Source organism: Methanofollis formosanus, assembly GCF_019633745.1.
Classification (GTDB): Archaea; Halobacteriota; Methanomicrobia; order Methanomicrobiales; family Methanofollaceae; genus Methanofollis; species Methanofollis formosanus.
On sequence record NZ_CP037968.1, the window covers coordinates 1,929,264 to 1,952,925 of the forward strand.

Here is a 23,662-nt window from a genome sequence, read left to right on the forward strand (position 1 = left end):
AGAGATGATCGTGAGGAATGTCGTGAGCCTCCCGTCGTCTCTCTCCCTCGATTAAAAAAGAAGAGTGCCGTGCCTACTTGAAATAGACTCCGACGTCCCGCATCTTGCTGAACCGTGCGATGTTGATGACAAGCGGGGTGATGGCCTCGATGTACGGCGAGACTGCAAGAGGCCCGGCGTCCAGGGCTTTGAGTTCTGAGATCGAGTTGACCAGTTCCATGACCCGTTCCTTGGCGTCGTCGAAGTCCGAACAGACACAGACCGAGTAGTCGAGGGGTTCGGAGAGCTGCTGCCACTTGCCGGCCGGGATGTTGTTGAAGGCGGCGACGACTTTCGATTCAGGCAGGAGTTTCTGAAGTTTCAGGGCGGCCGAACCGTCCTCGGGCGGGTTGTACTTGAAGAAGTCGGTCCTGATCATCGGGTTCATCAGGCTGATGACGATCTTGCCCTCCAGTCCGGTGAGCCCCTCGATCGTCCTCTCCAGATTTTCGGCCGGGATCGAGAAGACGACGATCTCCGATTCGTCCACGACCCCCTGGTTGGTCGTCGGGAGCAGGTCGAAGGGGAGGCCCAACACCTTCAGGGCGTAACCGCAGAGCTCGCAGGCGGCCTGGGCCTTCTCTTCGATGCGCGATCCGATATAGACGGTGTGGGTCTGCGAGAGCCGCAGTGCCATACCCTGTCCGATCCCCCCGGTCCCTCCAATAATGCCTACTTTCATGGCCGCATCCTACCTTTTTGTATCTCTTATGCTTTTCGCCTTAAGGACTTTGAGATCTGATCCTGCCTCTCGTGCCGGTTGCCGACTCTCCTTCTCGTGGTGATATCGCCTGGAGTCCCACACTCGAAGGTTTTTTCTATCCATAGACCCGGTGAGGGTAGCGTGGGGGGTTGATATGACCGGAGGCGTGGGAGATCAAACGGCGTTGCAGGAGATCCTCGGGGCCTATCCCCGGGATCCCAGGCATCTGCTCGCGGCGTTGCAGGACATCCAGGCCGAGTACAACTATCTCTCGGTCGAGTCGATGAAAGAGGTCGCCGTCTATCTCGGCGTCCCTGAGAGCCAGGTCTTCAGTGTCGCCACATTTTACAAGGCGCTCAGTCTGGTTCCGCTGGGGAAGAAGGTGATCAAGGTCTGTGCAGGCACGGCGTGCCATCTCCGCGGGGCGCCCAGACTGGTCGAGGCCGTTGAAGGAGCACTCGGGATCAGGGACGGCGAGACCACCGCGGACGGACAGTTCACTCTCCAGACCGTGAACTGCGTCGGGGCCTGTGCCATGGCGCCGGTGGTGGTGGTGAACGAACGGGTGTACGGCAAGATGGGGATTGCCGATATCCCGGCGATGATCGAGAAGGAGCGTGAGGATGAGGCTGAAGAGTAAAGAGGCGCTTGAGTCCTACCGCGCCTCGCTGCCGCCGAAGGGAGGCGGGGCTCCGGCATGGGTGCAGATCTGCGCCGGCACCGGGTGTCTCGCCTTCGGGAGCGCCGCAGTGCGGGAGGCCTTCGAGGAGGAGGCCAGGAAGAGGGGTATGGAGATCGGGGTCGCCTTCCTGGCCGATTCCACCGGGTGCCACGGGTTCTGCGAGCGGGGGCCGCTGGTGGTGGTCCATCCGGCAAAGATCTTCTACCAGCAGGTGAAGGTCGAGGACGTCCCCGAGATCTTCGAGAAGACGGTCCTGAACGGCGAGGTGATCAAGCGCCTGCTGTACCGCGATCCGATGACGAAGGAGCGCTACCAGACCGCAGAGAAGGTGCCGTTCTATGCAAGCCAGCACCGGGTCGTCCTCAAGAACACCGGGCATGTCAACCCCTTCGAGATCGACGATTATATCCGTGAAGGGGGGTACGCCGGGCTTGCGAAGGCCCTCTCGATGCCGTCGGCAGAGGTGGTCGGGGTCGTGAAGGACTCCGGCCTTCGTGGCCGCGGGGGCGGCGGGTTCCCGACCGGCGTGAAATGGGAGTCGGCCGCCGTCGTCGAGGCGCCTGAAAAGTACGTCGTGGCCAACGGGGACGAGGGCGATCCCGGCGCCTTCATGGACCGCAGTCTGATGGAGGGCGACCCGCACAGCGTCATCGAAGGGATGATCATCGGCGGGTATGCCGTCGGCGCCGGCCGCGGGATCATCTATGTCAGGAACGAGTACCCACTCGCGGTCAGGCACCTGACCCGCGCCATCGAGCAGGCGCACGAGTACGGTCTCCTGGGTGAGGGGGTGCTCGGGAGCAATTTCGACTTCGATATCGAGATCTTCCGGGGCGGCGGGGCCTTCGTCTGCGGCGAGTCCACCGCCCTGATGACTTCCGTCGAGGGGAGAGCAGGTGTCCCGCGGGTCAAGTACATTCGTTCGACCGAGAAGGGCCTCTGGGAGGCGCCGACGATCCTCAACAATGTCGAGACCTGGGGGAATATCCCGCAGATCCTGGTGCACGGGGCCGCCTGGTTCAGGAGCATGGGCACCGCGAACAGCGCGGGGACCAAGGTCTTCTCGCTCGTCGGCAAAATCAAGAACAGCGGCCTTGTCGAGGTGCCGATGGGCATCCCGTTGCGCACGATGATCTACGAGATCGGCGGTGGGGTGCTGAAAGACCGCGAGTTCAAGGCCGTGCAGACCGGCGGACCGTCGGGGGGATGTCTGCCGGCAGAGAGACTCGATCTTCCCGTGGACTTCGATGAACTGCTCAAGGCCGGATCGATGATGGGGTCAGGCGGGATGATCGTGATGGACGACCACACCTGCATGGTCAACGTCGCCCAGTATTTCATCGATTTCCTGGTCGAGGAGTCGTGCGGCAAGTGCACGCCCTGCCGCGAGGGGCTCAAGGCGATGCAGACGCTCCTCCACGGTCTCACGTCCGGCACCGCGCGCCCCGGCGACACCGCATTGCTCAGGGAGTTTGCCGGGCATGTGCGTGACACCGCACTCTGCGGTCTGGGCAAGACCGCCGCCAACCCGGTGCTCTCGACGATGCACTGGTTCCCGGAGGAGTACGAGGAGCACGAGAAAGAGGGCTTCTGCCGGGCCGGGGTATGCAGCGGGCTGTACGCCCTTGAGATCGACCCCGCACTCTGCACTGGATGCACGCTCTGCGCCAAGGTCTGCCCGGTCGATGCCGCCACCGGGGAGAAGAAGCAGACGCACCGGATCGACATGGAGAAGTGCATCACCTGCGGTTCGTGCATCGACGTCTGTCCGGTGAGGGCGGTCAAGGTCGTGAGGGAGGTGACGTGAGATGGTTGAAGTGACGATCGACGGGCAGAAGACCGAGGTCGAGAAGGGGACGACCGCCCTGGAGGCGGCGCGTGCCCTGGGCATCGAGGTGCCGACCCTCTGTTATCACGAAGGCCTGCCGCCGGACGGCAACTGCCGCCTCTGCCAGGTGGATGTGACCGAACTCGGCCGGAGCAAACTGGTCATCTCGTGCATGTACCCGATCAAGCGGTCGGTCGAGATCAACACTAACACGCCCGCGGTCCGCGAGGCCCGCGCCTTCGTGCTCAAACTTCTCCTCACCCGCTCGCCCCACTCGCCGGTCCTCCAGCAACTCGCCGAGGAATACGGCGTCGAACCCCTGGACGAACGCTTCGCGCCGGGGGGAGAACCCGACCTCTGTATCAGGTGCGGCCGGTGTGTGCGGGCCTGCGCCGACCTCGGGAACTGTCTCGGTTTTGTCGGGCGCGGATGGGAGAAGGAGGTGAACACGCCCTTCAGAGAACCGACCGCCGACTGTCGGGGGTGTGCGGCCTGTGCCGAGGTCTGCCCGACAGGAGCGATCCGGGTCGTCGAGGACGAGGAGGCGGGCACCAGGACGATCTGGGGACGGACCTTCGACCTGGTCGCCTGTGAGGTCTGCGGGGATTTGTTTGCGACGCGGGAGCAGATCGAGGCGGTGGAACCGGGGTACGAGATGAAGGGCCTGCGCCTCCTCTGTCCCAGGTGCCGGCGGATCGCCGAGGCGCGGGAGGTCGGGGCCGGCGTGGGGTCGCGCGAGGAGAAGAAGAAGGAATGACCCTTCCGGTGTGGGCGCCGGGATGGGAACGAATAAATCAGAGTGTATGGATCGTGGGACTATCAAGGGGGGAAGAAAATGGAAAAAACTGAGCACCTGCTGCTGATCACGCCTGACCGGTGTATCGGCTGCGGGACATGCGAACTGGCATGCTCGCTCGGGCATGAAGAAGAGTTTCGACCGGCGGTATCGAGGATCTCGGTCCACCGGTTCGAGGCCGGGGTGAACGTCCCGATGACCTGTCTGCAGTGCGACAAACCGGCGTGTGTGGCCGGGTGCCCCACCGGCGCCCTGGAAAAGGACACCGAGACCGGGATGGTCAATGTCATTGCGTCGAAGTGCATCGGGTGCCGGATGTGCGTGATGGCCTGTCCCTTCGGCAACATCTCGTACAGCATGGCGGAGAAACAACCGTTGAAATGCGACCACTGTGGCGGCAGTCCGATGTGCGTTGAGTTCTGCCCGACGAACGCCATCGAGTACCTGCCGGCAGACACGGCGACGATCCGGCGGAAGAAGGCGTTCTCGGCAAAGATTGCCGCCGGTATCTCGGAGGTGGAGATCTGATGTACGGCTGGATGGGGACGGTGCTCCGTATCGACCTTGGTGCGGGCACAGTCAGGAAAGAGGCACTGAAAAAGGCGTTTGCCGAGGAGTTCATCGGGTCCAGGGGACTTGGCGAGAAGTACTTTATGGAGGAGGTCGACCCGACGGTGGACGCCCTCTCGCCGGAGAACAAACTCATCTTCGCGACCGGTCCGCTGACCGGGACGATGGGCGTCTCGACCGGGCGCTATGATGTCGTTGCCAAGGCCCCGCTCAACGATACTCTGGCTTCGTCCAACTCGGGCGGGTACTTCGGTGCCGAGGTGAAGTACGCGGGCTACGACCTGATCATCTTTGAGGGGAAGGCCGCAAAGCCGGTGTATATCTGGATCAACAATGCCGCCGTCGAGATCAGGGACGCCTCGCACCTCTGGGGCAAGACCGTCTACGAGACCGACGACGCCCTGCGGATCGAGACCGACCCCGAGGCCGAGGTGGCCTGTATCGGCCCGGCCGGGGAGAACCTGGTTCTCTTCGCGAACATCATGAACGACAAGCACCGTGCCGCCGGAAGGACAGGGATCGGTGCGGTGATGGGCGCGAAGAACCTCAAGGCCATCGCCGTCCGTGGCACGCAGGGGATCAAGGTCGCCGACAAGAACGAGTTCCTCTCGATCATCAGGGACGCGAGGAAGAAGATCGCCGAGAACCCGGTCACCTCCCAGGGCCTGCCGACCTATGGGAGCAACGTCCTGGTCAACATCATCAACGAAGTCGGGGCGTTCCCGACGAACAACTGGCGCGAGGCCTACTTCGACGAGGCCAACAAGATCTCGGGAGAGACGCTCACCGGCGAGCACCTGGTTCACGGCAAGGGCTGCGGGAGCTGTGTGGTCGGGTGCGGCCGGGTGGCGAAGGCCCACGGACGATACCAGGAGGTCGGCGAGGGGCCGGAGTACGAGTCGGCATGGTCGTTCGGCGCGGACTGTGGGATCGCCGATATGGATGCCGTCCTGAAGGCGAACTTCCTCTGCAACGAACTCGGGATGGACACCATCTCGATGGGCTCGACGATCGCCTGTGCGATGGAACTCGCCGATATCGGGGCGATCGATCCGATGCAGAACGGTCTCGAGGTCAGGTTCGGGAGTTCGGAGGCGCTGGTCGAACTGACGCGGGCCACCGCCTACCGCGAGGGGTTCGGCAACGACCTGGCACTGGGCTCGTACCGTCTGGGCGAGAAGTACGGCCACCCCGAACTCTCGATGAGTGTCAAGAAGCAGGAGATGCCGGCCTACGATCCACGAGCGATCCAGGGGATCGGTCTGGAATACGCGACCTCCAACCGCGGCGGCTGCCATGTCCGGGGCTACACGATCTCTCCCGAGGTGCTGGGCCTCCCGATGAAGCTGGACCCGGCGGTCACCGAGGGGAAGGCGGAGATCCTCAAGATCTTCCAGGACCTCACCGCGGCGCTCTCCTCATCGGGCACCTGTCTCTTCTCTTCGTTTGCGATCGGTGCCGACGAGATCGCCGCCGAACTGAAGGCGACTACGGGGGTCGACTACACGCCCGAGCGGATCATGGCGATCGGGGAGAAGATCTGGAATATGGAGCGGATCTTCAATATCAAGAACGGCTACACCGCCGCGGACGACACCCTCCCGCCCAGACTGCTCAACGAACCGATCCCGCGGGGGCCGGCGAAGGGCCAGGTCAGCAGGGTGCCCGAGATGCTGCCTCAGTACTACAAGGTCCGCGGCTGGGACGAGAAAGGGGTTCCAACGCAGGAGAAACTGGAAGAACTCGGGCTGGCGAAGATGATCTGAAAATCTTTTTTTTGGTCTGTTGAATCGGGCATGAACCCCGGGCTCAAACATACGCAGTTGCCTCATGCTCGCGCCGGGGGCGCTGCCCCCGGGCCCCCGGTAGCGATAGACAGGGGGCGGCATTTCGGCGGATCGAGGAAGCGCAGTCCCCTCTTTTGTCGATGATCTGCCGTCACGCTTCCATCCTCACAGAGGAAGGCGCAGGGGATCTCCCCCGGTGAGGGGGGAGTTACACAGCGTACGGGATCAGTCGAACTCATCCTCCCGCAACCCCGGTTCACCGCGCACCAGCGGCTTCGAGAGGTGACGTCGCGCCGTCGACGGCACCTCGTACCACCCGGGGCCGATCACTCTCTGGGAGACGACAGGCTCGGGCTCCGCCGCCCTCGCCCCGCAACGGCGGCACTTGTAGCCCTTCTCCCGTCCGGCCGAGGTCATCCGCTTCCCGCAGTCCGGACAGAGGGGCGGGCGATAGCGAACGTCCTCCGCCGTCTCCCTGATCTGGATCTTCTCCAGGTTGAGGCTCCCGTGTTTGTAGCTCCCGCAGACGACGACCCGGTCGCCGGGGACCAGGGCCCGCACCACGTCGCGGAAGCCCTTCGTCGGTTCGTAGGCCATGCACCTGAGTATCTCATCGTCGTCGCGGACCGCGATCTCGACGTGCCCGCCCTCGCCGGTCGTCGCCCGCTCCGCGACCGTGGCCTCCACACCATACGACCGGCCGTCGAGGAGAGCGCCGATCGTCCCGGGGACGAGGTGGGCGTCGGTCCCCTGGTTCGTGACCCAGATCTGTGCGAGGGCCGCCCCCTCCGAGATGATCCGTCCGCCCGCCGCCTTCACCCAGGTCGGACTCTCGCCCCTGATCCCGTAGAGCACCGGGTCGGGCGTGTGAGGGACGCAGACGACGACCCGGTTCTTCCGGTCGACCGAGTCCCAGGTGTGTGGCCAGGTCGCCGCCTCGGCCGCGAAGACCGAGGCGCGCTCCACCCTTCGGGGCGTGCCGAAGCGGTCGGCGGAGCGGTAGGCCAGGAGTTCGTACGTCCGGTCGGGCAATACGCTTGCGATCGCGGCCGTCGCCCCGATCAGGCCCCGGCAGTTCTTCCACCCGCGTGCGAGCGCCCCGACTTCGTCGAGGACCTCCCGCGCCTCCGAGACGGTGCAGAAGTCCCGCACCGCCTGCCAGTAGAACTGCGGCGGCGGCGCCTCCCCGGCGACCACCAGGCCGGGGTTGGTGTTCTCGCAGGAGAGATCGGCGAGGTCGTCCACCAGCGCTTCGGCGATCGAGAACGCCGTCTCGGGATCCCCTTCGGCCCTGATACAGACCGCGGCGTTCCCTCTCGTCTTGTGGGGAGCGTTCGGGTTGAGCCTGACCAGCCTGGTCTCCGTGACCCCGACCCCCGCACCTTCAAGTTTCCTGACCAGCACGGCCCCCAGGTAGGTCGTGCACATCCCGGCGGGCGAGTCGGTGTCGTCGATACCGATGAGCATGAAGCGATTATTTATTAGGGCGTCGTACTATATCCACCTTTAACGAGTAACATGTCGCAGGGACGTCTCCTTGATATGGTCGTCAGCGTGATGTTGACGGCGGGCTTCGAGGTCTCCGAACGCTGTAGCCTCAGGCCCCGGTCGTTCGATCTCATCGCAGGCAGAGGGGACGTTCTTATGGTTCTGAAAGTCGTCTCGCACATCGACTCGGTCACCGAGGAGATCTCGCGGGACCTGGATGCCATCGCACGCCACCTCAACGCCTCCCCGATGATCGTGGGCGAGCGGGCCAGGGACGCCGACCTCGAACGCGGGACCGTCTATGTGCGCTACGGGATCTACGCGATCAGCCCGGCCACCCTGTACGACTACCTGGTCGACGAAGTGCCTCCCCTCATCTACGCCCAGCCCGGTGGGCTGTACGTGAACGTCAACGGTGATATGCTCAAGGGGCTGCGTGAACAGCACCAGTTCTCCCTCGGAGACCTCGCACGATACCTCGGGGTCTCCCGCCGGACCATCTCCAAGTACGAGGACGGGATGAACACCACCCTTGAGGTGGCGGTGCAGCTCGAGGAACTCTTCGACGAGGCGGTGATCGAGGCGATCGATCTCCTCTCCTATATCCCGGCGGGGCAGACCGATGAACCCCGGGCCGGCGGAGTCCCGGACGACTTTGAACGGATGGGGATTGAGGTCCATCAGATGCGCCGGGCCCCCTTCCAGGCCCTGGCCCTGGTGGAGACCGAGACGATCTTCACCTGCTACGGGACGGCACAGAAGACCGTCAAGCGCGCCGCCCTTATCGGAAACATCTCGCAGATCGCGGGGGCCTACGCGATGTGCGTCATCTCCGACTACAAGAAGAAAAAACGGATTGGAAGAACGCTGGTTGTCGGAGAGGAGCACTTGCATCCCCTGGAGGATGGTTCCGACCTCATTGACCTGATCTCGCCCTGAAAAATTTTATATAGAACTACAAACCATCTATTTTAGCACTACATTATATGGTGATTTGAGATGTCGCAACAACTGGGAGGACAACCGATCCTTGTTCTGAAGGAAGGCAGCTCCCGCACTCGCGGGAGGGACGCGCAGAGTATCAACATCGCCGCCGCTAAGGCCGTATCCAGCGCCGTTCGGACGACCCTTGGTCCCCGTGGCATGGACAAGATGCTCGTGGACACCATCGGGGATGTCGTCATCACCAACGACGGCGTGACCATCCTCAAAGAGATGGACATCGAACACCCGGCCGCCAAGATGATGGTCGAAGTCGCCAAGACCCAGGACGACGAGGTCGGCGACGGTACCACCACCGCCGTTGTCGTGGCCGGCGAACTCCTCAAGCGTGCGGAAGACCTCCTCGAGCAGGACGTCCACCCCACCGTCATCGCTCAGGGTTACCGCAAGGCCTCCGAGAAGGCCATCGAGCTCCTCAACGAGATTGCCATCGAGGTCGAGACCGGCGACGAGGAGATCCTCAAGAAGATCGCGGGCACCGCCATGACCGGCAAGGGCGCCGAGGCCGCCAAGGAGAAGCTCTGTGACCTCGTCGTCAGGGCCGTCACCATGGTCGCCGACGAGGACGGCACCGTCGACACCGACTACGTCAAGGTCGAGAAGAAGGTCGGCGGGTCCATTGAGGACTCTGAGATTGTCGAGGGCATGCTCATCGACAAGGAGCGTGTCCACCCCGCGATGCCCAAGAAGGTCGAAGAGGCCAAGATCCTCCTGCTCAACGCCGCGGTCGAGTTCAAGAAGACCGAGGTCGACGCCGAGATCAACATCACGAGCCCTGACCAGCTCCAGATGTTCCTCGACGAGGAAGAGCGGATGATCAGGAACATCGTCGACAAGATCGTCGCCTCCGGTGCGAACGTCCTCTTCTGCCAGAAGGGTATCGACGACATCGCCCAGCACTACCTCGCCAAGTCCGGCGTCTTCGCGGTCCGCCGTGTCAAGAAGTCAGACATGGAGAAGCTCGCCCGTGCGACCGGTGCGTCCCTGGTCTCCTCCATCGACGCCATCGCCCCTGAGGAACTCGGCTACGCCGGGCTCGTCGAGGAGCAGAAGGTCTCCGGCGAGGACATGATCTTCGTCAAGAAGTGCAAGAACCCCAAGGCCGTCTCCATGATCATCAAGGGTGGCACCGAGCACGTCGTCGACGAACTCGACCGTGCGATCGAGGATGCTCTCAGGGTCGTCGAGGTTGCCATCCGCGACAAGAAGTTTGTCGTCGGCGGCGGTTCGCCCGAGATCGAGCTCTCCCTCAGACTCCGCGAGTACGCGGCGACCGTCGGTGGCAGGGCCCAGCTCGCCATCGAGGCCTTCGCCAACGCCCTCGAGATCATCCCGAGGACCCTGGCCGAGAACGCCGGGCTCGATCCCATCGACACCCTGGTCGACCTCCGTGCAGCCCACGAGAAGGGCCAGAAGACCGCCGGGCTCGATGTCTACACCGGCAAGGCCGACGACATGGAGGCCAAGGGCGTTGTCGAGCCCCTGCGTGTCAAGACCCAGGCGATCTCCTCGGCTGCTGAGGCCGCCGTGATGATCCTCAGGATCGACGACGTCATCGCATCCGCCAAGTCTGCCGGCCCCTCGCCCGAGGAGATGGCGGCCATGGGCGGCGGTATGGGTGGCATGGGCGGCATGCCCCCGATGTGAGCCTGAAAATATTATACTGCAGATGCCCGGAACCCGGGCACCATCTATTTTCTCGTTGTGTTTCTGTACGCCTCCAGGTGACGCGTCAGGAACGACACCGTCCTCTTCATGATCTCCTCTCTGTCTTCCCACTCCGTCGCCTTCCTGTGGGTCCGGGGGTGAAACCCCCGGCGCGAGACAGCGATAAAAATTCTGCGATGGGGGCGGCACGTCTTATCATTCCATCACACCTTCCTAAACTCGGTGCCGGGGACAGAGCCCCCGGCGAGAAGATGGAGGAAGGGGGTTGAATCGCACTCGCACCCAGAAAAGGTGAAGATCTCTACAAGGCCAAAAAAAGATTAGACCGAGACCCCGGTTATATCTTCCAGGATCTTCTCCATATCGACCCAGATGATGAGGTTCTTCTTGCCCTCGTCCTCGTCCTTCTCCTGCGCCTTCTCGCTGACCTTGATGATCCCCTTCACATGGGCGTCCTTTGAGAGCGACTCGTCCACCTGTTCGACCTCGTCCTCCGAGATCTGCATCACCGAGAGGACGTCGTCGACGATCACGCCGACATTGGCTCCACCGGCCGCCTCGGGGACGAGGATGATGATCTTCTGCCGTTCCTGCTCCCTGGATTCAGGGATGCCGAGGATGGTGCTGAGTGCCATTACGGTCGTGATCTCACCACGAAGGTTGATGATCCCGGCGATATGGGGAGGGGATCTGGGTACCGGCGTGATCGGGACCATCTCGACGATCTCGCGGGCGAGCGAGATGTCGAGGGCGTACCGTTCCTCTGCCACTTCGAACTCGACAACGTCTATCTGTGCCACACCTTTCACCTTACGCTAACTTGAACCCTTCAAGACTCTTCTTCATCTCGCCTGCCATTCCGGCCACCTCCATGGCACCGCTTCCGACCTCTTCGGCCGAAGCCGAGACCTCCTCGGCCAGCGCCGCCATGTCCTCGATCATGGACATCGTCTCTTTGGTCATCCTCGTCGTGGTGTCCATCCGCTCCATCACGCCGTTGGTGGAGGAGGCCTGATCGTCGGTCGCCCGGGCGATCTCGGAGACGCTCGCGTGTGCCTCTCTGGATGCGGCGACGATCCGGGCGAGGGCCTCGACGGTCCTGTTGACACTCTCGATCCCGGCCGTGATCGCGTCGAAGGAAGCCCCGAGATCCTTGGCGGTCTCTTCGCTCTTGGCCTGGATGTTCCCGATGAGTTCTTCGATGTGGTTGGTGGCGTTCTTCGACTCGCCGGCAAGGTTCCTCACCTCGCCCGCGACGACGGCAAAGCCGCGGCCGTGCTCGCCGGCCCGTGCGGCTTCGATCGCGGCGTTGAGCGCGAGGAGGTTGGTCTGGTTGGAGATGTCATTGATGAGTTTGACGATCTTGGAGATCTCGTTCATCTCCTCCTTCAACTGTCTGAATTCCTCGACGCCCTTCTGGGTAATCTTTTCGACCTCCTCCATCTTCAGCGCGGCCTGTCGACCGATCTCTTCGGCCTCGTCTCCGGTCCGGACGGCGGTCTCGGTTCCTTTAAGCACTTCCTGGGAGGTGCTGGCGATCTCCTCGATCGAGGCCGAGAGGTCGGCCATCGCCCTGGCGACTTCTTCGAGGTTCTCGAGCTGGGCCTTGGCGTCGTCGGCGGTCTGCTGACTCTTTCCGGCGACCTGTTCGATCGCCCGGGAGATGTCCTCGGCATTGCGCCCGCTTTCCTGGGAACTCGCCTCGACTTTGATCCCGAGGGCGGCGATCGTCTTGAGCGCCTCTTTGATCGCGTCCCTGGATTGGCGGTAGTTGAGCTTGAGGTCTTTGAGAGGATCGTCGTCTTTGATCTCGGTGATGAACGTGAGGTCGCCTCTGGCCATCTCGCCCAACGCCATCTTAAACGCCTCCGCGCTCTCGGCGAGGGTTCTGGCCTTCACATGGAGATCTTGTTCCTTTTCGACCAGTTCGGTGTTGTCCTGGTAGATATAGTAATTGACGTCGATCTCGCCGTCGTCGTTGAGGATGGGGAGTTGGAAGAGACGGAGATAGGTCTTGGTGTTGTCCTCCCAGGAGATCTCCATGTCCGAGATCGCGAGTTTCCTGGTCTCGAACGAGGCGTAGAAGTCGTCGCCGCTGGTCTTGATGTTGAAGTCGTAGAGCTTCTTGGCCATCAGTTCTTCGTAGGAGCCGCGCCAGACGCGTTCGTACTCCTTGTTCAGGTCGAGACGGTGCTTGTCGCCAGCGAGGACGGCGATAGCCTGTGGGTTCTGCTTGACAAAGGCGTCCGCCCGCTTCTGGAGGCCCTCGATCTTCTTGAGTTCTTCCTTCTGCTCGGTGAGGTCCTGGTAGATGTAGTAATTGACGTCGATCTCCCCGTCCTCGTCGAGGATGGGGACCTGGAAGAGGCGGAGGTAGGTTCTGGTGTTGTCCTCCCAGGAGATCTCCATGTCGGAGACGGCGCGTTCTTTAGTCTCGAACGAGGCGTAGAAATCGTCGCCGCTGGTTTTGATGTTGAAGTCGTAGAGTTTCTTGGCCATCAGTTCTTCATAGGAACCGCGCCATGCCCGCTCGTACTCTTTGTTCAGGTCGAGCCGGTGTTTGTCGCCGGCGAGGACGGCGATGGCCTGGGGATTGAATTTGACGAATGCCTCGGCGCGCCTTTTCAGTTTCTCGAGGTCTTTTCTCTCCTCTTCCCTCTCGCCCATGATTCTGATGACCTTGTTGACCATCCTGGCGAGCGGTTTGAAATCGTCGGTGAGGAAGTCTTCGTTGACTCTGACGGAATAGTCCCCATCAAGGGCTTTTTCCAGGATTGTTTCGATTTTGTCGTGGTTCTGTTCGCTCATTTCTTCTGCACCCTCCATTGTTCATGATTGATGATTTCCTTTGATCGATTCAATCAACTTATAAATATAACTTTGGATTCAATCAAAAATCCATTTGATATATTTTTTTGATAATTGCTGAATTATGTCCTTTATTGTCGCATTAAAAACTTTATATGAATTATTTGGCCCTGTAGATTGGAGGGTAGTTATATATAGCGTCTCTCTGAGTAGAGAGCATGGGCGAGCGGTTTATCTTCACGAAGCACCGGACCGTCTGTTACCACTGTCATGAGGAGGCCGACCAGGTGATCAAGGCGGTCTCGTCGCAGGCCCAGGTGGTGTGTGCGAACTGTGGGGCCACCAGGATCTTTCTCCCGAGGGTGGAGGAGGTCGGGGCCGAGGGGGCGTACACACCGATCAGTTGCTATGAGGTCTGGCACCTTGAACCGACGGCCCCCTGCAAGAACTGCGGCGTCGAGGGACCACACGACCTGATCGTCGGGTGCAACCAGTTCACGACGCGGTGCCACAACTGCGGGTACACGCATTTTTACAAGTTCAATCTGGAATATATCGGCCAGTGTCCGATCGAGGAGGAAGAGGTCTGATTCCATTCTTCCATCCGGCAGTTCGGGGTCGCCTGTATCGGATTCCTGAGAGATCCTAAATCCTGTCAGGTCTCATAATCTGGAATGACAGGAACCATCAGCCGCAGCATTGCGCTGGCGAAGGCGTCGCTCTCGGTCCTGAGGAAGGACAAGGAGATGATGCTCTTCCCCGTTCTTTCAGGTATCGTCACCCTGATCCTCGTCGCCTCCTTCGCCCTCCCCCTGGCCCTCACCGGGTTCATGGCGGAGAGCACCCTCGGCGAGTACGGAGGGATCGTGCTTCTTTTCCTCTTCTACCTCGCCAGTTACGCCGTCGTCATCTACTTCAACACCGCACTCATCGCATGCGCCGACATCAGGCTCCGCGGCGGCGACCCGACGGTCGGCGACGGTCTCCGGATCGCCACCGCCAGCTTCGGGCACCTCCTCTCCTGGGCCCTGGTGGCGGCGACCGTCGGCCTTGTCCTCAACCTCATCTCAGAAAAATCTGAAGGACTCGGGCAGATTGCCGTCGCCCTCGTCGGGGCGGCCTGGAACCTCGCGACTTTCTTCGTCGTGCCGGTGATGGTCTTCGAGAAGATGGGGGTCGTCGACGCAATCGGCGAGTCCTGGCAACTCTTCAAGCGGACCTGGGGCGAGAACGTCGTCGGGGGTTTCGGTCTCGGACTGATCATGGTGCCGGGCATCCTCCTCATCGTCGCCGGCGTGATCGCCCTGGTCGTGGCCCCGGGCACGGTCTCCGTCGCGCTGCTCAGCATCGGGTTCATCGCCACGGTGGTGCTTGGCGTCGTCTATGCCGCCCTCCAGGGGATCTTTGTCGCGGTGCTCTACCGGTACGCGAAGGAAGGTACCGTCTCCCCTGAGTTCGGTGCTGACCTCGTGCAGGGCGCGTTCGTGCCCCGCCGAGGGTGAGATTTCTCTCATTTTTTTGATCGGGAGCAATGACCCGGTCATGAAAGGGAGCGCCGGGTACGGGATGGGTGACATGAACTTTCATTTCTCGCCGGGAGATCTATCCCTGGACAGTGAAAGCCCGCTGGCCTCTCTCCTCATCCTGGGGGTCCGGGGGCAGAGCCCCCGGCGTGAGCATGGGGGAAGGCGGTTGAATCATACCCGAACTAAGAAATGGTGAGGATTTCTACAAGGCCAAAAATCGAAGATTTTCCTGTTCGGGCACATCTCTGTTGTGCCACGAGCCGTCAGGCTTTCGAGGGAGCCCCCGGCACCGATGTATGGGAAGGCGTGATGATCAGGCGTGCCGCCCCCTATCGCACGATCGTTCCTGCCATCTCGCGAGAAGATAGGGCGGGGGCGGCGATGAAACACGGTTTCCGCCGCCTCTCCTGTCTGAATATGGGAGATCAAGCGACGAGAGATTTCCATCCCGTATGCTTGAGCCGCGGGCTCATGCTGAATTCTCCAAAGCCAATAATTCAGAAAATTTTTCCAGTCACATATCAAGGCCGGGGGAGTTCTGGGATGCCCTCTTTGTAAAAAGGGGCCGACACCTTCATCCGCTGCCTTCCTCTCCCCTCCACCCACACCATTAAATATCGTTACGATCTACTATCCTGCCAATGTGTGGTGAATGTTTTTTCGCCGGTGAATGTTTTTACCTTCCCGAGCACTGAGCATCGCACAGGCACCGACCATTCTCTGACCGTCTCATCCCGAGCGGTCGCGCCGTACGGCGTCTTTTTTAGGTATTTTTATCGCTTTTAATCCCGGCAGAATCTTTTGATCCTGCCGAGGGGTGTTTCTATGAGAGGAAAACAGATTAGGATGGAACGTATTATGGATCGTAACACCGGACGGACGATCATTGTCCCGATGGACCATGGCGTTACGGTCGGGCCCATGACCGGGCTCATCGATATGGGACGGACCGTTGACTGCGTCGCGGAAGGGGGGGCCAACGCCGTGCTCGGCCACCTGGGACTTGCGCTGTACGGCCACCGCCGATGGGGGCAGGACATCGGGCTCATCCTCCATCTCTCGGCCTCGACCACGCTCGGGCCCGACCCGAACGAGAAGGTGCTCGTCAACACCGTCACCAACGCCCTGAAGATGGGCGCCGACGCCGTCTCGGTTCACGTGAATATCGGGGCCGGTTCGGAGGCCCGGATGCTTGAAGACCTCGGGAAGGTCGCGGTCGAGTGCATGGAATGGGGGATGCCGCTGCTGGCGATGATGTACCCCAGGGGCCCGTCGATCGAGGACGAACGCGGGGTGGAGGCCGTCGCCCTCGCCGCGAGGGCCGGGGCCGAACTGGGCGCCGACCTGATAAAGACGGTCTACACCGGCGACCCAGACACCTTCAGGGAGGTGACGCGGGGGTGCCCGGTGCCGGTGGTCGTGGCCGGCGGGTCGAAGACCGACGAGGCGGCGACGCTTGCCATGATCGAAGGCGCCATGGAAGGCGGTGCCGCCGGGATCTCGATCGGGCGCAATGTCTTCGGCCACCCGCACCCCGCGCAGTTCATGCGGGCGGCGGCCGCGGTCATCCACCAGGGACGGAGTGCCAAGGAAGCAATGGAGATGATGGAGTTATGATTGGAAAGGCGATTAGACTGGAACGGATCATGGACCGCAACACCGGAAGGACCGTCATCGTCCCGATGGACCACGGGTTCACCCTCGGGCAGATCGAGGGGTTGCGCCGGATGCCCGAGACCGTCGCCGCGGTCAGCGACGGCGGGGCGAACGCGATCGTCATGCACAAAGGGATGGTCCGGGCCGGCCACCGCGGTCATGGGCGGGATATCGGGCTCGTCGTCCATCTCTCGGCCTCCACCTCGCTCAACCCCGACCCCGACGACAAGGTGCTCGTCTGCACCGTCGAGGAAGCGGTCTCTCTGGGGGCGGACGCCGTCTCGGTCCACATCAACCTGGGCGCCCCGCACGAGTCGAAGATGATCGAGGCCGCGGGCGAGGTTTCCCGCGAGTGTGCCCGCTGGGGACTGCCGCTCCTCGCGATGGTCTACCCGCGTGGGGTCGGTATCGACCCGCGGGACCCCGCCGCCGTCGGTCACTGTGTCAGGGTGGCTGAAGAACTCGGGGCCGACCTGGTCAAGACCACCTACACCGGCGACCCGGAGACCTTTGCGGCGATCACCGCGGCGAGTTCGATCCCGGTCCTGGTCGCCGGCGGCGAGAAGGCCGGCGACCTCGCCACGCTCCAGGCGATCCACGACGCCATCGACGCCGGGGCGGCCGGGGTCTGTATCGGGCGCAACGCCTTCCAGCGCGACGACCCGAAGGCCTTTGTCCGCGCCATCTGCCAGGTCGTCCACCAGCGCCTCGACCCCGCCGCCGCCCTGGAGGGGCGATGACCCATTTCTGGGTGGACGTCCGTCCCTGGCGGACCGACCTGGCCACTGCGGCAATCGAGGCCGGGGCCGGGGCCCTCGTCGTTGAGGCCGCTGAAGATGCTCGCGCCCTCGGCCGGGTGACCACCGTCGCCCCTGACGGCGACCTGGTGCTGGGAACCGACGTCCTCTTCGTCGAGGTGACGCCTGAGGCCCCGCTTCCCCAGGCCACCGGCGAGAGCCTCCTCGTCGTCTCCACCCCGGACTGGACGGTGATCCCGCTGGAGAACCTGGTCGCCGTCTCAGACCACGTCGTCGCCGTGGTCCACACCGCGGAGGAGGCCAGTCTGGCCCTTGGGATCCTGGAGAAGGGAGTCGCCGGCGTGCTCCTCCGCACCGACGACGCAACCGAGGTCGGGCGGGTGGCCGCCGCCGTCGCTGCAAAGGCCCCGGCCCTCGGCCTCGAGGCGTTCACCGTCACGGGGGTCCGGCAGATCGGGATGGGCGACCGCGCCTGCATCGACACCTGCTCGCTCCTGGCCGAGGGGCAGGGGATGCTCGTCGGCAACACCTCATCCGCGTTCTTCCTGGTCCTGGCCGAGACGGCCGAGAACCCATACGTCTCCCCCAGGCCCTTCAGGGTGAACGCCGGAGCGGTCCATGCCTACCTCCTTAAGTCCGACGGGAAGACGGCGTACCTCTCCGAGGTGCGGGCCGGCGACGGCGTGCTCGTCGCCGACGGCAAGGGAACCACCGAAGAGGCGGCGGTCGGCCGGGTGAAGACCGAGCGCCGACCTCTCCTCCTGGTGGAGGCGGAGACCGCGGTCGGCAGACCGGCCGGGATCGTCCTCCAGAACGCGGAGACCGTCCGCCTCCTCGGCCCGGACGGTCCGGTCTCGGTCGCCGCCCTCCGGGAAGGCGACGTGGTCCTGGGGCTTGCGATGACCGCCGGGCGTCACTTCGGGATGGCGGTCGGGGAGACGATCACGGAGACCTGAGGATGCGTCTCGGGATCATCGGCGGGACCGGCGGGATGGGCACCTTCTTCGCCCGGGTCTTTGAGGAGGCCGGGTGGGAGGTGCTCGTCTCAGGGCCGGCGACCGCGCTCACCAACATCGACCTCGCCCGGACTTCAGACGTGGTGATGGTCTCGGTCCCGATCCGAAAGACCGTGGCGGTCATCGAGGAGGTCGGCCCCGTCCTCAGGGACGACCGGGTCCTCTGCGACCTCACCTCGCTCAAGGCGGCGCCGGTGGCGGCGATGCTCAGGACCGAGGCCGCCGTCCTCGGGCTCCACCCGATGTTCGGCCCCACCACCCCCACCCTTGCCGGCCAGACGGTCGTCGCCTGCCCGGCCAGGATCGACGCCGATCAGGCCAACCTCCTCCTCGACGTCATCAGGGCCGGTGGTGCCAGGGTCATCGAGATGGACCCGGCGGCGCACGATCGCATGATGGCCGTCGTCCAGGGACTCACCCACTATACCACCCTCACTCTTGCCGGGACTATGCGGCGCCTCGGTGTCGACCTCGACGCCCTCCTAGCCGTGACCAGTCCGGTGTACCGCACCGAGATGGCCCTGGTCGGCCGTCTCCTCGGGCAGGATCCCGCGCTCTATGCTGCCATCCTCCAGGAGAACCCGGCAGTGCCGGCGGTCCTCGACGCCTTCAGGGAGGCCGCAACAGAGGCGGAGCGCGCGGTGCGGGACGGCGAAAAGGAGTTTGTCGACCTCTTTGCAAGGGACGCGGCGTTCTTCTCGGCATATATCGAGGAGGCAACTGAAGAATCGGAGGCGCTGGTGCAATGTCTCGCGACACGCTGAACCTCGCCGCCCTCGGCCCGGCCGGCACCTTCTCCCATGCCCTGGCCGCCCGCCTCGCCGACGAGGTCCACCTCCTCCCGACCATCAGGGCGGTCTTCGAGCATGTCGCCGCGGGGAAGGGCGACGGGCTCGTGCCCCTGGAGAACAGCGAGGCCGGTGGGGTCGGGCCGTCCCTCGACGCTCTTCTCACCCACCAGGTCTTCATCACCGCCGAGGTCTGCGTCAGGGTCAGGTTCCACCTCGGCGCACAGGTTGCCATGGATAAGGTCACCGTCGTCTATGCCCACCCGCAGGCCCATGAACAGTCCTCAGGCCTGGTCGAGCGTCTCGGCGTTCCGGTCGTCCACACCTCTTCCAATGCAGCCAGTGCGGAGGAGGCCGCCCGTGCAGGGGGAGGGGCGGCAGCCCTCACCACCGCCCTGGCCGCAGAACGGTGCGGGCTTTCGCTCGTCGCCCGCGATGTTCAGGACGCACCCGACAACACCACCAGGTTCGTGCGGATCTCGCAGACGCCCTACACCGGGGAAGAGGCGACGAAATGTTCGCTCCTCCTTGACCCCAGGGCTGACCGCGCCGGCCTTCTCGCCGATCTTCTCGCCGTCTTTGCCCGCCGGGAGATCAACCTCACCAGGATCGAGTCGCGGCCGGCACGACGCGGGCTGGGGCGGTACGTCTTCTTCATCGACGGCGAGGTGGGACCGGGGTGGGCCGGGGCCGTCGCCGAACTGCAGAGCCTCGTAGAGGTGAAGGAGTTCGGGTGTTACCCGCGCCTGGAGGTGAACGGGTGGAGGTGACGCTGGCCCGCCACACCGGGGTCGACCTCGCCGTCGCCGCTCCGCCCTCGAAGAGCCTCACCCACCGCGCCCTGGTGGTCGCCGCTCTGGCAGACGGGGAGTCAGAGATCGTCAGGCCCCTTGAGGCCGGGGACATCGCCCGCACCCGCACCGGCCTCACTGCCCTGGGCATCAGGGTCGCCGGGGACGCCGATGTCCTCACGGTGCAGGGATGTGGCGGGCGCCTCCCCCTCGACGCCCCGGTCGTCATCGACGCCGGCGATTCAGGGACCAGCCTCAGGTTCCTGACCGGCCTCGCCACCCTCGGTAGGCACCCGGTTACGCTCACCGGGAGTGCCAGGATGCAGCAGCGCCCCATAGGGCCGCTCGGCGATGCGGTGGCGGCCCTGGGCGGCGAGGTCAGGTACGCCGGCCGTCCGGGTTTCCCGCCTCTCACGGTCAGGGGCCCGGTGCGGGGCGGGAGCGTGGCGCTGCCCGGCGACGTCTCGAGCCAGTTCGTCTCGGCCCTCCTCATCGCCGCCCCCTGCTGGCCTGACGGACTGGCACTCACCCTCGAGACGCCGCCGGTCTCCGCGAGTTATCTTGCCCTCACCACCGGGGTGATGGCCGCCTTCGGCGTGGAGGTGCGCCGGGAGGAGGAGACCTTCCTGGTCGAACCCGGTCGGTACCGCCCCACGCGCTACGAGGTCGAGGGCGACTGGTCCTCGGCCTCCACCTTCTTCGCGATCGGGGCGGTCTGCGGTGGGCGGGTGCGGGTCGACCACCTCGACCCGGCCTCGGCGCAGGGCGACCGCCGGTTCCTCGACGCCCTCGCGGCGATGGGGTGCCGCGTCCGGGCCGACGCGACCGGCGTGGTGCTGGAGTCGGACGGCGTCCTCGACGGGGCCGAGATCGAGATGGCGACCTCCCCCGACACTGTCCAGAACCTCGCGGCCGTCGCCGCCTTCGCCCGCGGCCCGACCACCATCACCGGGACCGCCCATCTCAGGTACAAGGAGAGCGACCGGGTGGCGGCGATCGCACGGGTGCTCCGCGGCTTCGGCGCGGGAGTCGAGGTCGGGGAGGACCGGATCACCGTCTCTTCTGGTCCGCGCCGTGGCCATCTCACGGTTGACCCGGTCCATGACCACCGGACGGCGATGAGCGCCGCCGTCCTCGGCCTCGGGAGCGGCGACGTGACGGTGCAGGAGGCCGAGTGCGTGGCCAAGTCCTTCCCCGGTTTCTGGGAGGCATTGCAGGAGGGAGGTCTGGTATGAAGGTTGTCTTCATCGGCTACCGGGGCACCGGAAAGTCGACGATCGGCCGCGTTCTGGCCGACCGGCTCGGCCTCCCCTTCTACGACACCGACGCCATGGTCGAGGCGCGGGCCGGACGCTCCATCCCGGCGATCTTCGCTGACGAGGGGGAAGACGGGTTCAGGGCCCTCGAACGTGCGGTCATCGCCGGCCTCGCCGACGTCGACGGGGTCGTCGCCACCGGCGGCGGGGCCGTGCTCGACCCGGCCAATGTCGCCGCCCTCCGCCGCGGCGGGCGAGTCGTCCTTCTGGAGGCAGATGCGGAGACGGTCGCGGAGAGGACAAAAGGTTCCGACCGCCCGCCCCTCACCGCCCTCCCGCCTGCCGACGAGGTGGCGGCCCTCCTGGCCCGCCGCCGTCCGTACTACTGCGCCGCCGCAGACTTCGCCCTCTCCACTGTGGGGTTGACCCAGGCGAAGACGGCCGACGCCGTCCTCGGCCTCCTGGCCGGACGCGAGCGCGATCTCCGGGTGATGGACAGCTTCCGCCTCCCGCCCGGCGAGGCCGACCGCCTCCTTACCCTCGGACCCGCGACCGGGCTTTACGGTATCGCCGGCCACCCGTGTCTTCACAGCAGAAGCCCTGAACTCTACGCTGCCCTTTTTGAGGTTTACGGCATCGACGCCTCGTACACCTTCTTCGATCACCCTGAATTTGGCGAGATCCTCAGGGCGGCCCACGCTCTCGGGGTGCAAGGACTCTCGGTCACGGTTCCGTACAAGGCGGCGGCACTTGCCGCGGCCGACGAGGCCGACCCACATGCACGGGCGATCGGGGCGGCGAACACCCTGATCTTCTGCGGCGATGAGATCAGGGCGACGAACACCGACTGGATCGGGGTCCGTCGTCCCCTCGAAGGGTCGGAAGCCCGGACCGCCGTCGTCCTGGGGGCCGGGGGCGCGGCCGCGGCCGCGGTCTACGCCCTCATCGACCTCGGGTGCGAGGTGACGGTCCTTGCCCGCAACCTCCGACAGGCCGGGGTTCTGGCCGGGCGGTTCGGGTGCGAGGCCGGGGAGATCCGGGACTTCGGCGAGATGGAGACACCCGACGTCGTCGTCCACGCCACTCCGGTCGGGATGGGCACCGACCCGCGTACGCTCCTCTCCGCCGACGACCTCGACCCGGCGACGACGGTCTTCGACCTGGTCTACACCCCACAGGAGACACCCCTCCTCAGGGTCGCCGCCGCCCGCGGCTGCCGCACCATCCCCGGAACCGAGATGTTTGTCTACCAGGCGTGTGAACAGTTCCTTCATATGACAGGGATCCAGGTCGGGCCCGAGGCCGTGCGGGAGGTGCTCGGGCTATGAACACCTTCGGACAATGGTTCAGAGTCACGACCTTCGGGGAGAGTCACGGCCCGGCGGTCGGGGCGGTCGTCGACGGCGTCCCGCCTGGCCTCCCGCTATCCGAGGCCGACATCCAGCCCATGCTCGACCGTCGGCGTCCCGGCGGCCCGCTCGCCTCCCCACGCAAGGAGCCCGACACCGTCGAGATCCTCTCGGGTGTCTTCAAGGGACGGACGACCGGGACACCGGTCGCCCTCCTCATCAGGAACCGCGACGTACGGAGCGGCGACTACGACGCGCTCCGCGAGGTCTTCAGGCCAGGCCATGCCGACTACACCTATCTCCAGAAGTACGGGCTGCGGGACCACCGGGGCGGTGGCCGGAGTTCCGGCCGGGAGACCGCCGCGCGGGTCGCCGCCGGGGCGGTAGCCGCGAAGTTTCTCATGACGCACGGCATCGGCGTGACCGGGCGGGTCGTCGAGGTGCACGGCGAGCGAGATGCCGCAGCGATGGAGGAGGCGGTGCGCTCTGCGGCGGCGGCCGGCGACTCGGTCGGCGGGATCGTCGAGGTAACCGCCGCCAGCGTCCCCACCGGCCTGGGCTCGCCGGTCTTTGGGAAACTGGACGCCGCCATCGCCGCCGCGATGATGGGGATCGGTGCGGTGAAGGGCGTCGAGATCGGTGAGGGGTTCGCCGCCGCCCGTCTCTTCGGGAGCGAGAACAACGACCCCATGGACGCCACCGGGTTCCTTTCCAACCATGCGGGCGGCGTGCTCGGCGGGATCTCGACCGGGCAGGAGATCAGGGTTCGTCTCGCCGTCAAGCCCACGCCGTCCATCGCTATGCCGCAACAGACCGTCGACCTCCGGGGTGACGAGGTCGAGGTCTCGATCCGCGGCCGCCACGACCCCTGCATCGCCTTCCGCCTGGTCCCGGTGGCCGAGGCGATGCTCGCCCTCGTCCTCGCCGACGCCCTCCTTGAGCAGAGGGCGCTCGGTGGGAAAAGGATCTGATCGCAGAAACTTCACCACTGTCTCGCGTCGGGGGGCGTTGCCCCCCGGAACCCCCACGGACGAAGATAGGGGGCGGCACGATGCTCAATTTCTGTACGCTCCCCGGTCGCAAGGAGGAGGATCGAGGATCGATCCTTCCACGCCTCAGAGGACTGTGATATGAGATTTTCATTCGGAGCA

Annotated in this window: 21 protein-coding genes; 17 read left to right on the top strand and 4 right to left on the bottom strand. The window is 64.3% G+C overall.

The features are described 5' to 3' along the window. Positions 1 to 73: 73 nt before the first annotated feature. Positions 74 to 721, bottom strand: coding sequence for an NADPH-dependent F420 reductase (gene npdG, locus E2N92_RS08835; RefSeq protein WP_220680824.1), 648 nt, complete (start codon positions 719 to 721; stop codon positions 74 to 76). Positions 722 to 896: 175 nt separating this feature from the next. Between npdG and E2N92_RS08840 the strand changes: the two genes are divergently transcribed. The 5 genes from E2N92_RS08840 (at position 897) to E2N92_RS08860 (ending at position 6,384) form a co-directional block, all read left to right on the top strand. Then, a complete protein-coding gene (locus tag E2N92_RS08840; protein WP_220680825.1) occupies positions 897 to 1,382 on the top strand; it encodes an NADH-quinone oxidoreductase subunit NuoE family protein in 486 nt (161 codons plus the stop codon). Continuing rightward, complete coding sequence (locus E2N92_RS08845) at positions 1,366 to 3,231, top strand: NADH-ubiquinone oxidoreductase-F iron-sulfur binding region domain-containing protein (RefSeq protein WP_220680826.1); 1,866 nt, start codon at positions 1,366 to 1,368, stop codon at positions 3,229 to 3,231. The genes E2N92_RS08840 and E2N92_RS08845 overlap by 17 nt, the downstream gene beginning before the upstream one ends. Before the next feature lies 1 nt (position 3,232). Next, positions 3,233 to 4,009: a 2Fe-2S iron-sulfur cluster-binding protein gene (locus tag E2N92_RS08850; protein ID WP_220680827.1), complete on the top strand. Its 777-nt coding sequence runs from the start codon at positions 3,233 to 3,235 to the stop codon at positions 4,007 to 4,009. Positions 4,010 to 4,087: 78 nt separating this feature from the next. Further along, entirely contained in the window at positions 4,088 to 4,576 is a 489-nt protein-coding gene (locus E2N92_RS08855; RefSeq protein WP_220680828.1) for a 4Fe-4S dicluster domain-containing protein, read from the top strand. Further along, positions 4,576 to 6,384, top strand: a complete 1,809-nt coding sequence (locus tag E2N92_RS08860; RefSeq protein WP_220680829.1) for an aldehyde ferredoxin oxidoreductase family protein — start codon at positions 4,576 to 4,578, stop codon at positions 6,382 to 6,384. The genes E2N92_RS08855 and E2N92_RS08860 overlap by 1 nt, the downstream gene beginning before the upstream one ends. Before the next feature lie 246 nt (positions 6,385 to 6,630). On the opposite strand, the gene E2N92_RS08865 is transcribed toward E2N92_RS08860, so the two are convergent. Then, positions 6,631 to 7,872: a tRNA(Ile)(2)-agmatinylcytidine synthase gene (locus E2N92_RS08865; protein WP_220680830.1), complete on the bottom strand. Its 1,242-nt coding sequence runs from the start codon at positions 7,870 to 7,872 to the stop codon at positions 6,631 to 6,633. A 51-nt stretch (positions 7,873 to 7,923) separates the two neighbouring features. Between E2N92_RS08865 and E2N92_RS08870 the strand changes: the two genes are divergently transcribed. Both E2N92_RS08870 and thsA read left to right on the top strand, forming a co-directional pair. Then, positions 7,924 to 8,832, top strand: coding sequence for a transcriptional regulator (locus E2N92_RS08870; protein ID WP_220680831.1), 909 nt, complete (start codon positions 7,924 to 7,926; stop codon positions 8,830 to 8,832). Between the two features lie 60 nt (positions 8,833 to 8,892). Then, positions 8,893 to 10,542, top strand: a complete 1,650-nt coding sequence (gene thsA, locus E2N92_RS08875; protein ID WP_220680832.1) for a thermosome subunit alpha — start codon at positions 8,893 to 8,895, stop codon at positions 10,540 to 10,542. A 341-nt stretch (positions 10,543 to 10,883) separates the two neighbouring features. On the opposite strand, the gene E2N92_RS08880 is transcribed toward thsA, so the two are convergent. Continuing rightward, positions 10,884 to 11,363: a chemotaxis protein CheW gene (locus E2N92_RS08880; RefSeq protein WP_220680833.1), complete on the bottom strand. Its 480-nt coding sequence runs from the start codon at positions 11,361 to 11,363 to the stop codon at positions 10,884 to 10,886. Positions 11,364 to 11,373: 10 nt separating this feature from the next. Next, entirely contained in the window at positions 11,374 to 13,371 is a 1,998-nt protein-coding gene (locus E2N92_RS08885; protein WP_220680834.1) for a methyl-accepting chemotaxis protein, read from the bottom strand. Between the two features lie 218 nt (positions 13,372 to 13,589). On the opposite strand from E2N92_RS08885, the gene E2N92_RS08890 reads away from it, so the two are divergent. The 10 genes from E2N92_RS08890 to aroC all read left to right on the top strand — a co-directional run bounded on the left by E2N92_RS08890 (position 13,590) and on the right by aroC (position 23,482). Beyond that, on the top strand, positions 13,590 to 13,961 hold the full coding sequence (locus tag E2N92_RS08890) for a hypothetical protein (RefSeq protein ID WP_220680835.1): 372 nt from the start codon (positions 13,590 to 13,592) through the stop codon (positions 13,959 to 13,961). A gap of 84 nt (positions 13,962 to 14,045) precedes the next feature. Then, positions 14,046 to 14,873: a DUF6159 family protein gene (locus E2N92_RS08895; RefSeq protein ID WP_220680836.1), complete on the top strand. Its 828-nt coding sequence runs from the start codon at positions 14,046 to 14,048 to the stop codon at positions 14,871 to 14,873. A gap of 849 nt (positions 14,874 to 15,722) precedes the next feature. After that, the gene (locus E2N92_RS08900) at positions 15,723 to 16,514 is read left to right on the top strand and encodes a 2-amino-3,7-dideoxy-D-threo-hept-6-ulosonate synthase (protein WP_220680837.1); all 792 of its coding nucleotides are present in this window, start codon (positions 15,723 to 15,725) and stop codon (positions 16,512 to 16,514) included. Continuing rightward, positions 16,511 to 17,293 carry a 2-amino-3,7-dideoxy-D-threo-hept-6-ulosonate synthase gene (locus E2N92_RS08905; RefSeq protein WP_220680838.1) on the top strand — a complete coding sequence of 261 codons (783 nt, stop codon included), beginning with the start codon at positions 16,511 to 16,513 and terminating at the stop codon, positions 17,291 to 17,293. Before E2N92_RS08900 ends, E2N92_RS08905 begins: the two co-directional genes overlap by 4 nt. Next, positions 17,290 to 18,267, top strand: coding sequence for a 3-dehydroquinate synthase II (locus E2N92_RS08910; protein ID WP_220680839.1), 978 nt, complete (start codon positions 17,290 to 17,292; stop codon positions 18,265 to 18,267). Before E2N92_RS08905 ends, E2N92_RS08910 begins: the two co-directional genes overlap by 4 nt. Positions 18,268 to 18,269: 2 nt before the next feature. Continuing rightward, positions 18,270 to 19,091, top strand: a complete 822-nt coding sequence (locus E2N92_RS08915) for a prephenate dehydrogenase/arogenate dehydrogenase family protein (protein WP_220680840.1) — start codon at positions 18,270 to 18,272, stop codon at positions 19,089 to 19,091. Further along, positions 19,073 to 19,885, top strand: coding sequence for a prephenate dehydratase (locus E2N92_RS08920; RefSeq protein WP_246589154.1), 813 nt, complete (start codon positions 19,073 to 19,075; stop codon positions 19,883 to 19,885). Before E2N92_RS08915 ends, E2N92_RS08920 begins: the two co-directional genes overlap by 19 nt. Further along, positions 19,876 to 21,141, top strand: coding sequence for a 3-phosphoshikimate 1-carboxyvinyltransferase (gene aroA, locus E2N92_RS08925; protein ID WP_220680841.1), 1,266 nt, complete (start codon positions 19,876 to 19,878; stop codon positions 21,139 to 21,141). Before E2N92_RS08920 ends, aroA begins: the two co-directional genes overlap by 10 nt. After that, positions 21,138 to 22,490, top strand: a complete 1,353-nt coding sequence (locus tag E2N92_RS13800; protein WP_220680842.1) for a shikimate kinase — start codon at positions 21,138 to 21,140, stop codon at positions 22,488 to 22,490. Before aroA ends, E2N92_RS13800 begins: the two co-directional genes overlap by 4 nt. Next, a complete protein-coding gene (aroC, locus tag E2N92_RS08935; RefSeq protein ID WP_220680843.1) occupies positions 22,487 to 23,482 on the top strand; it encodes a chorismate synthase in 996 nt (331 codons plus the stop codon). Before E2N92_RS13800 ends, aroC begins: the two co-directional genes overlap by 4 nt. Positions 23,483 to 23,662: the final 180 nt, after the last annotated feature.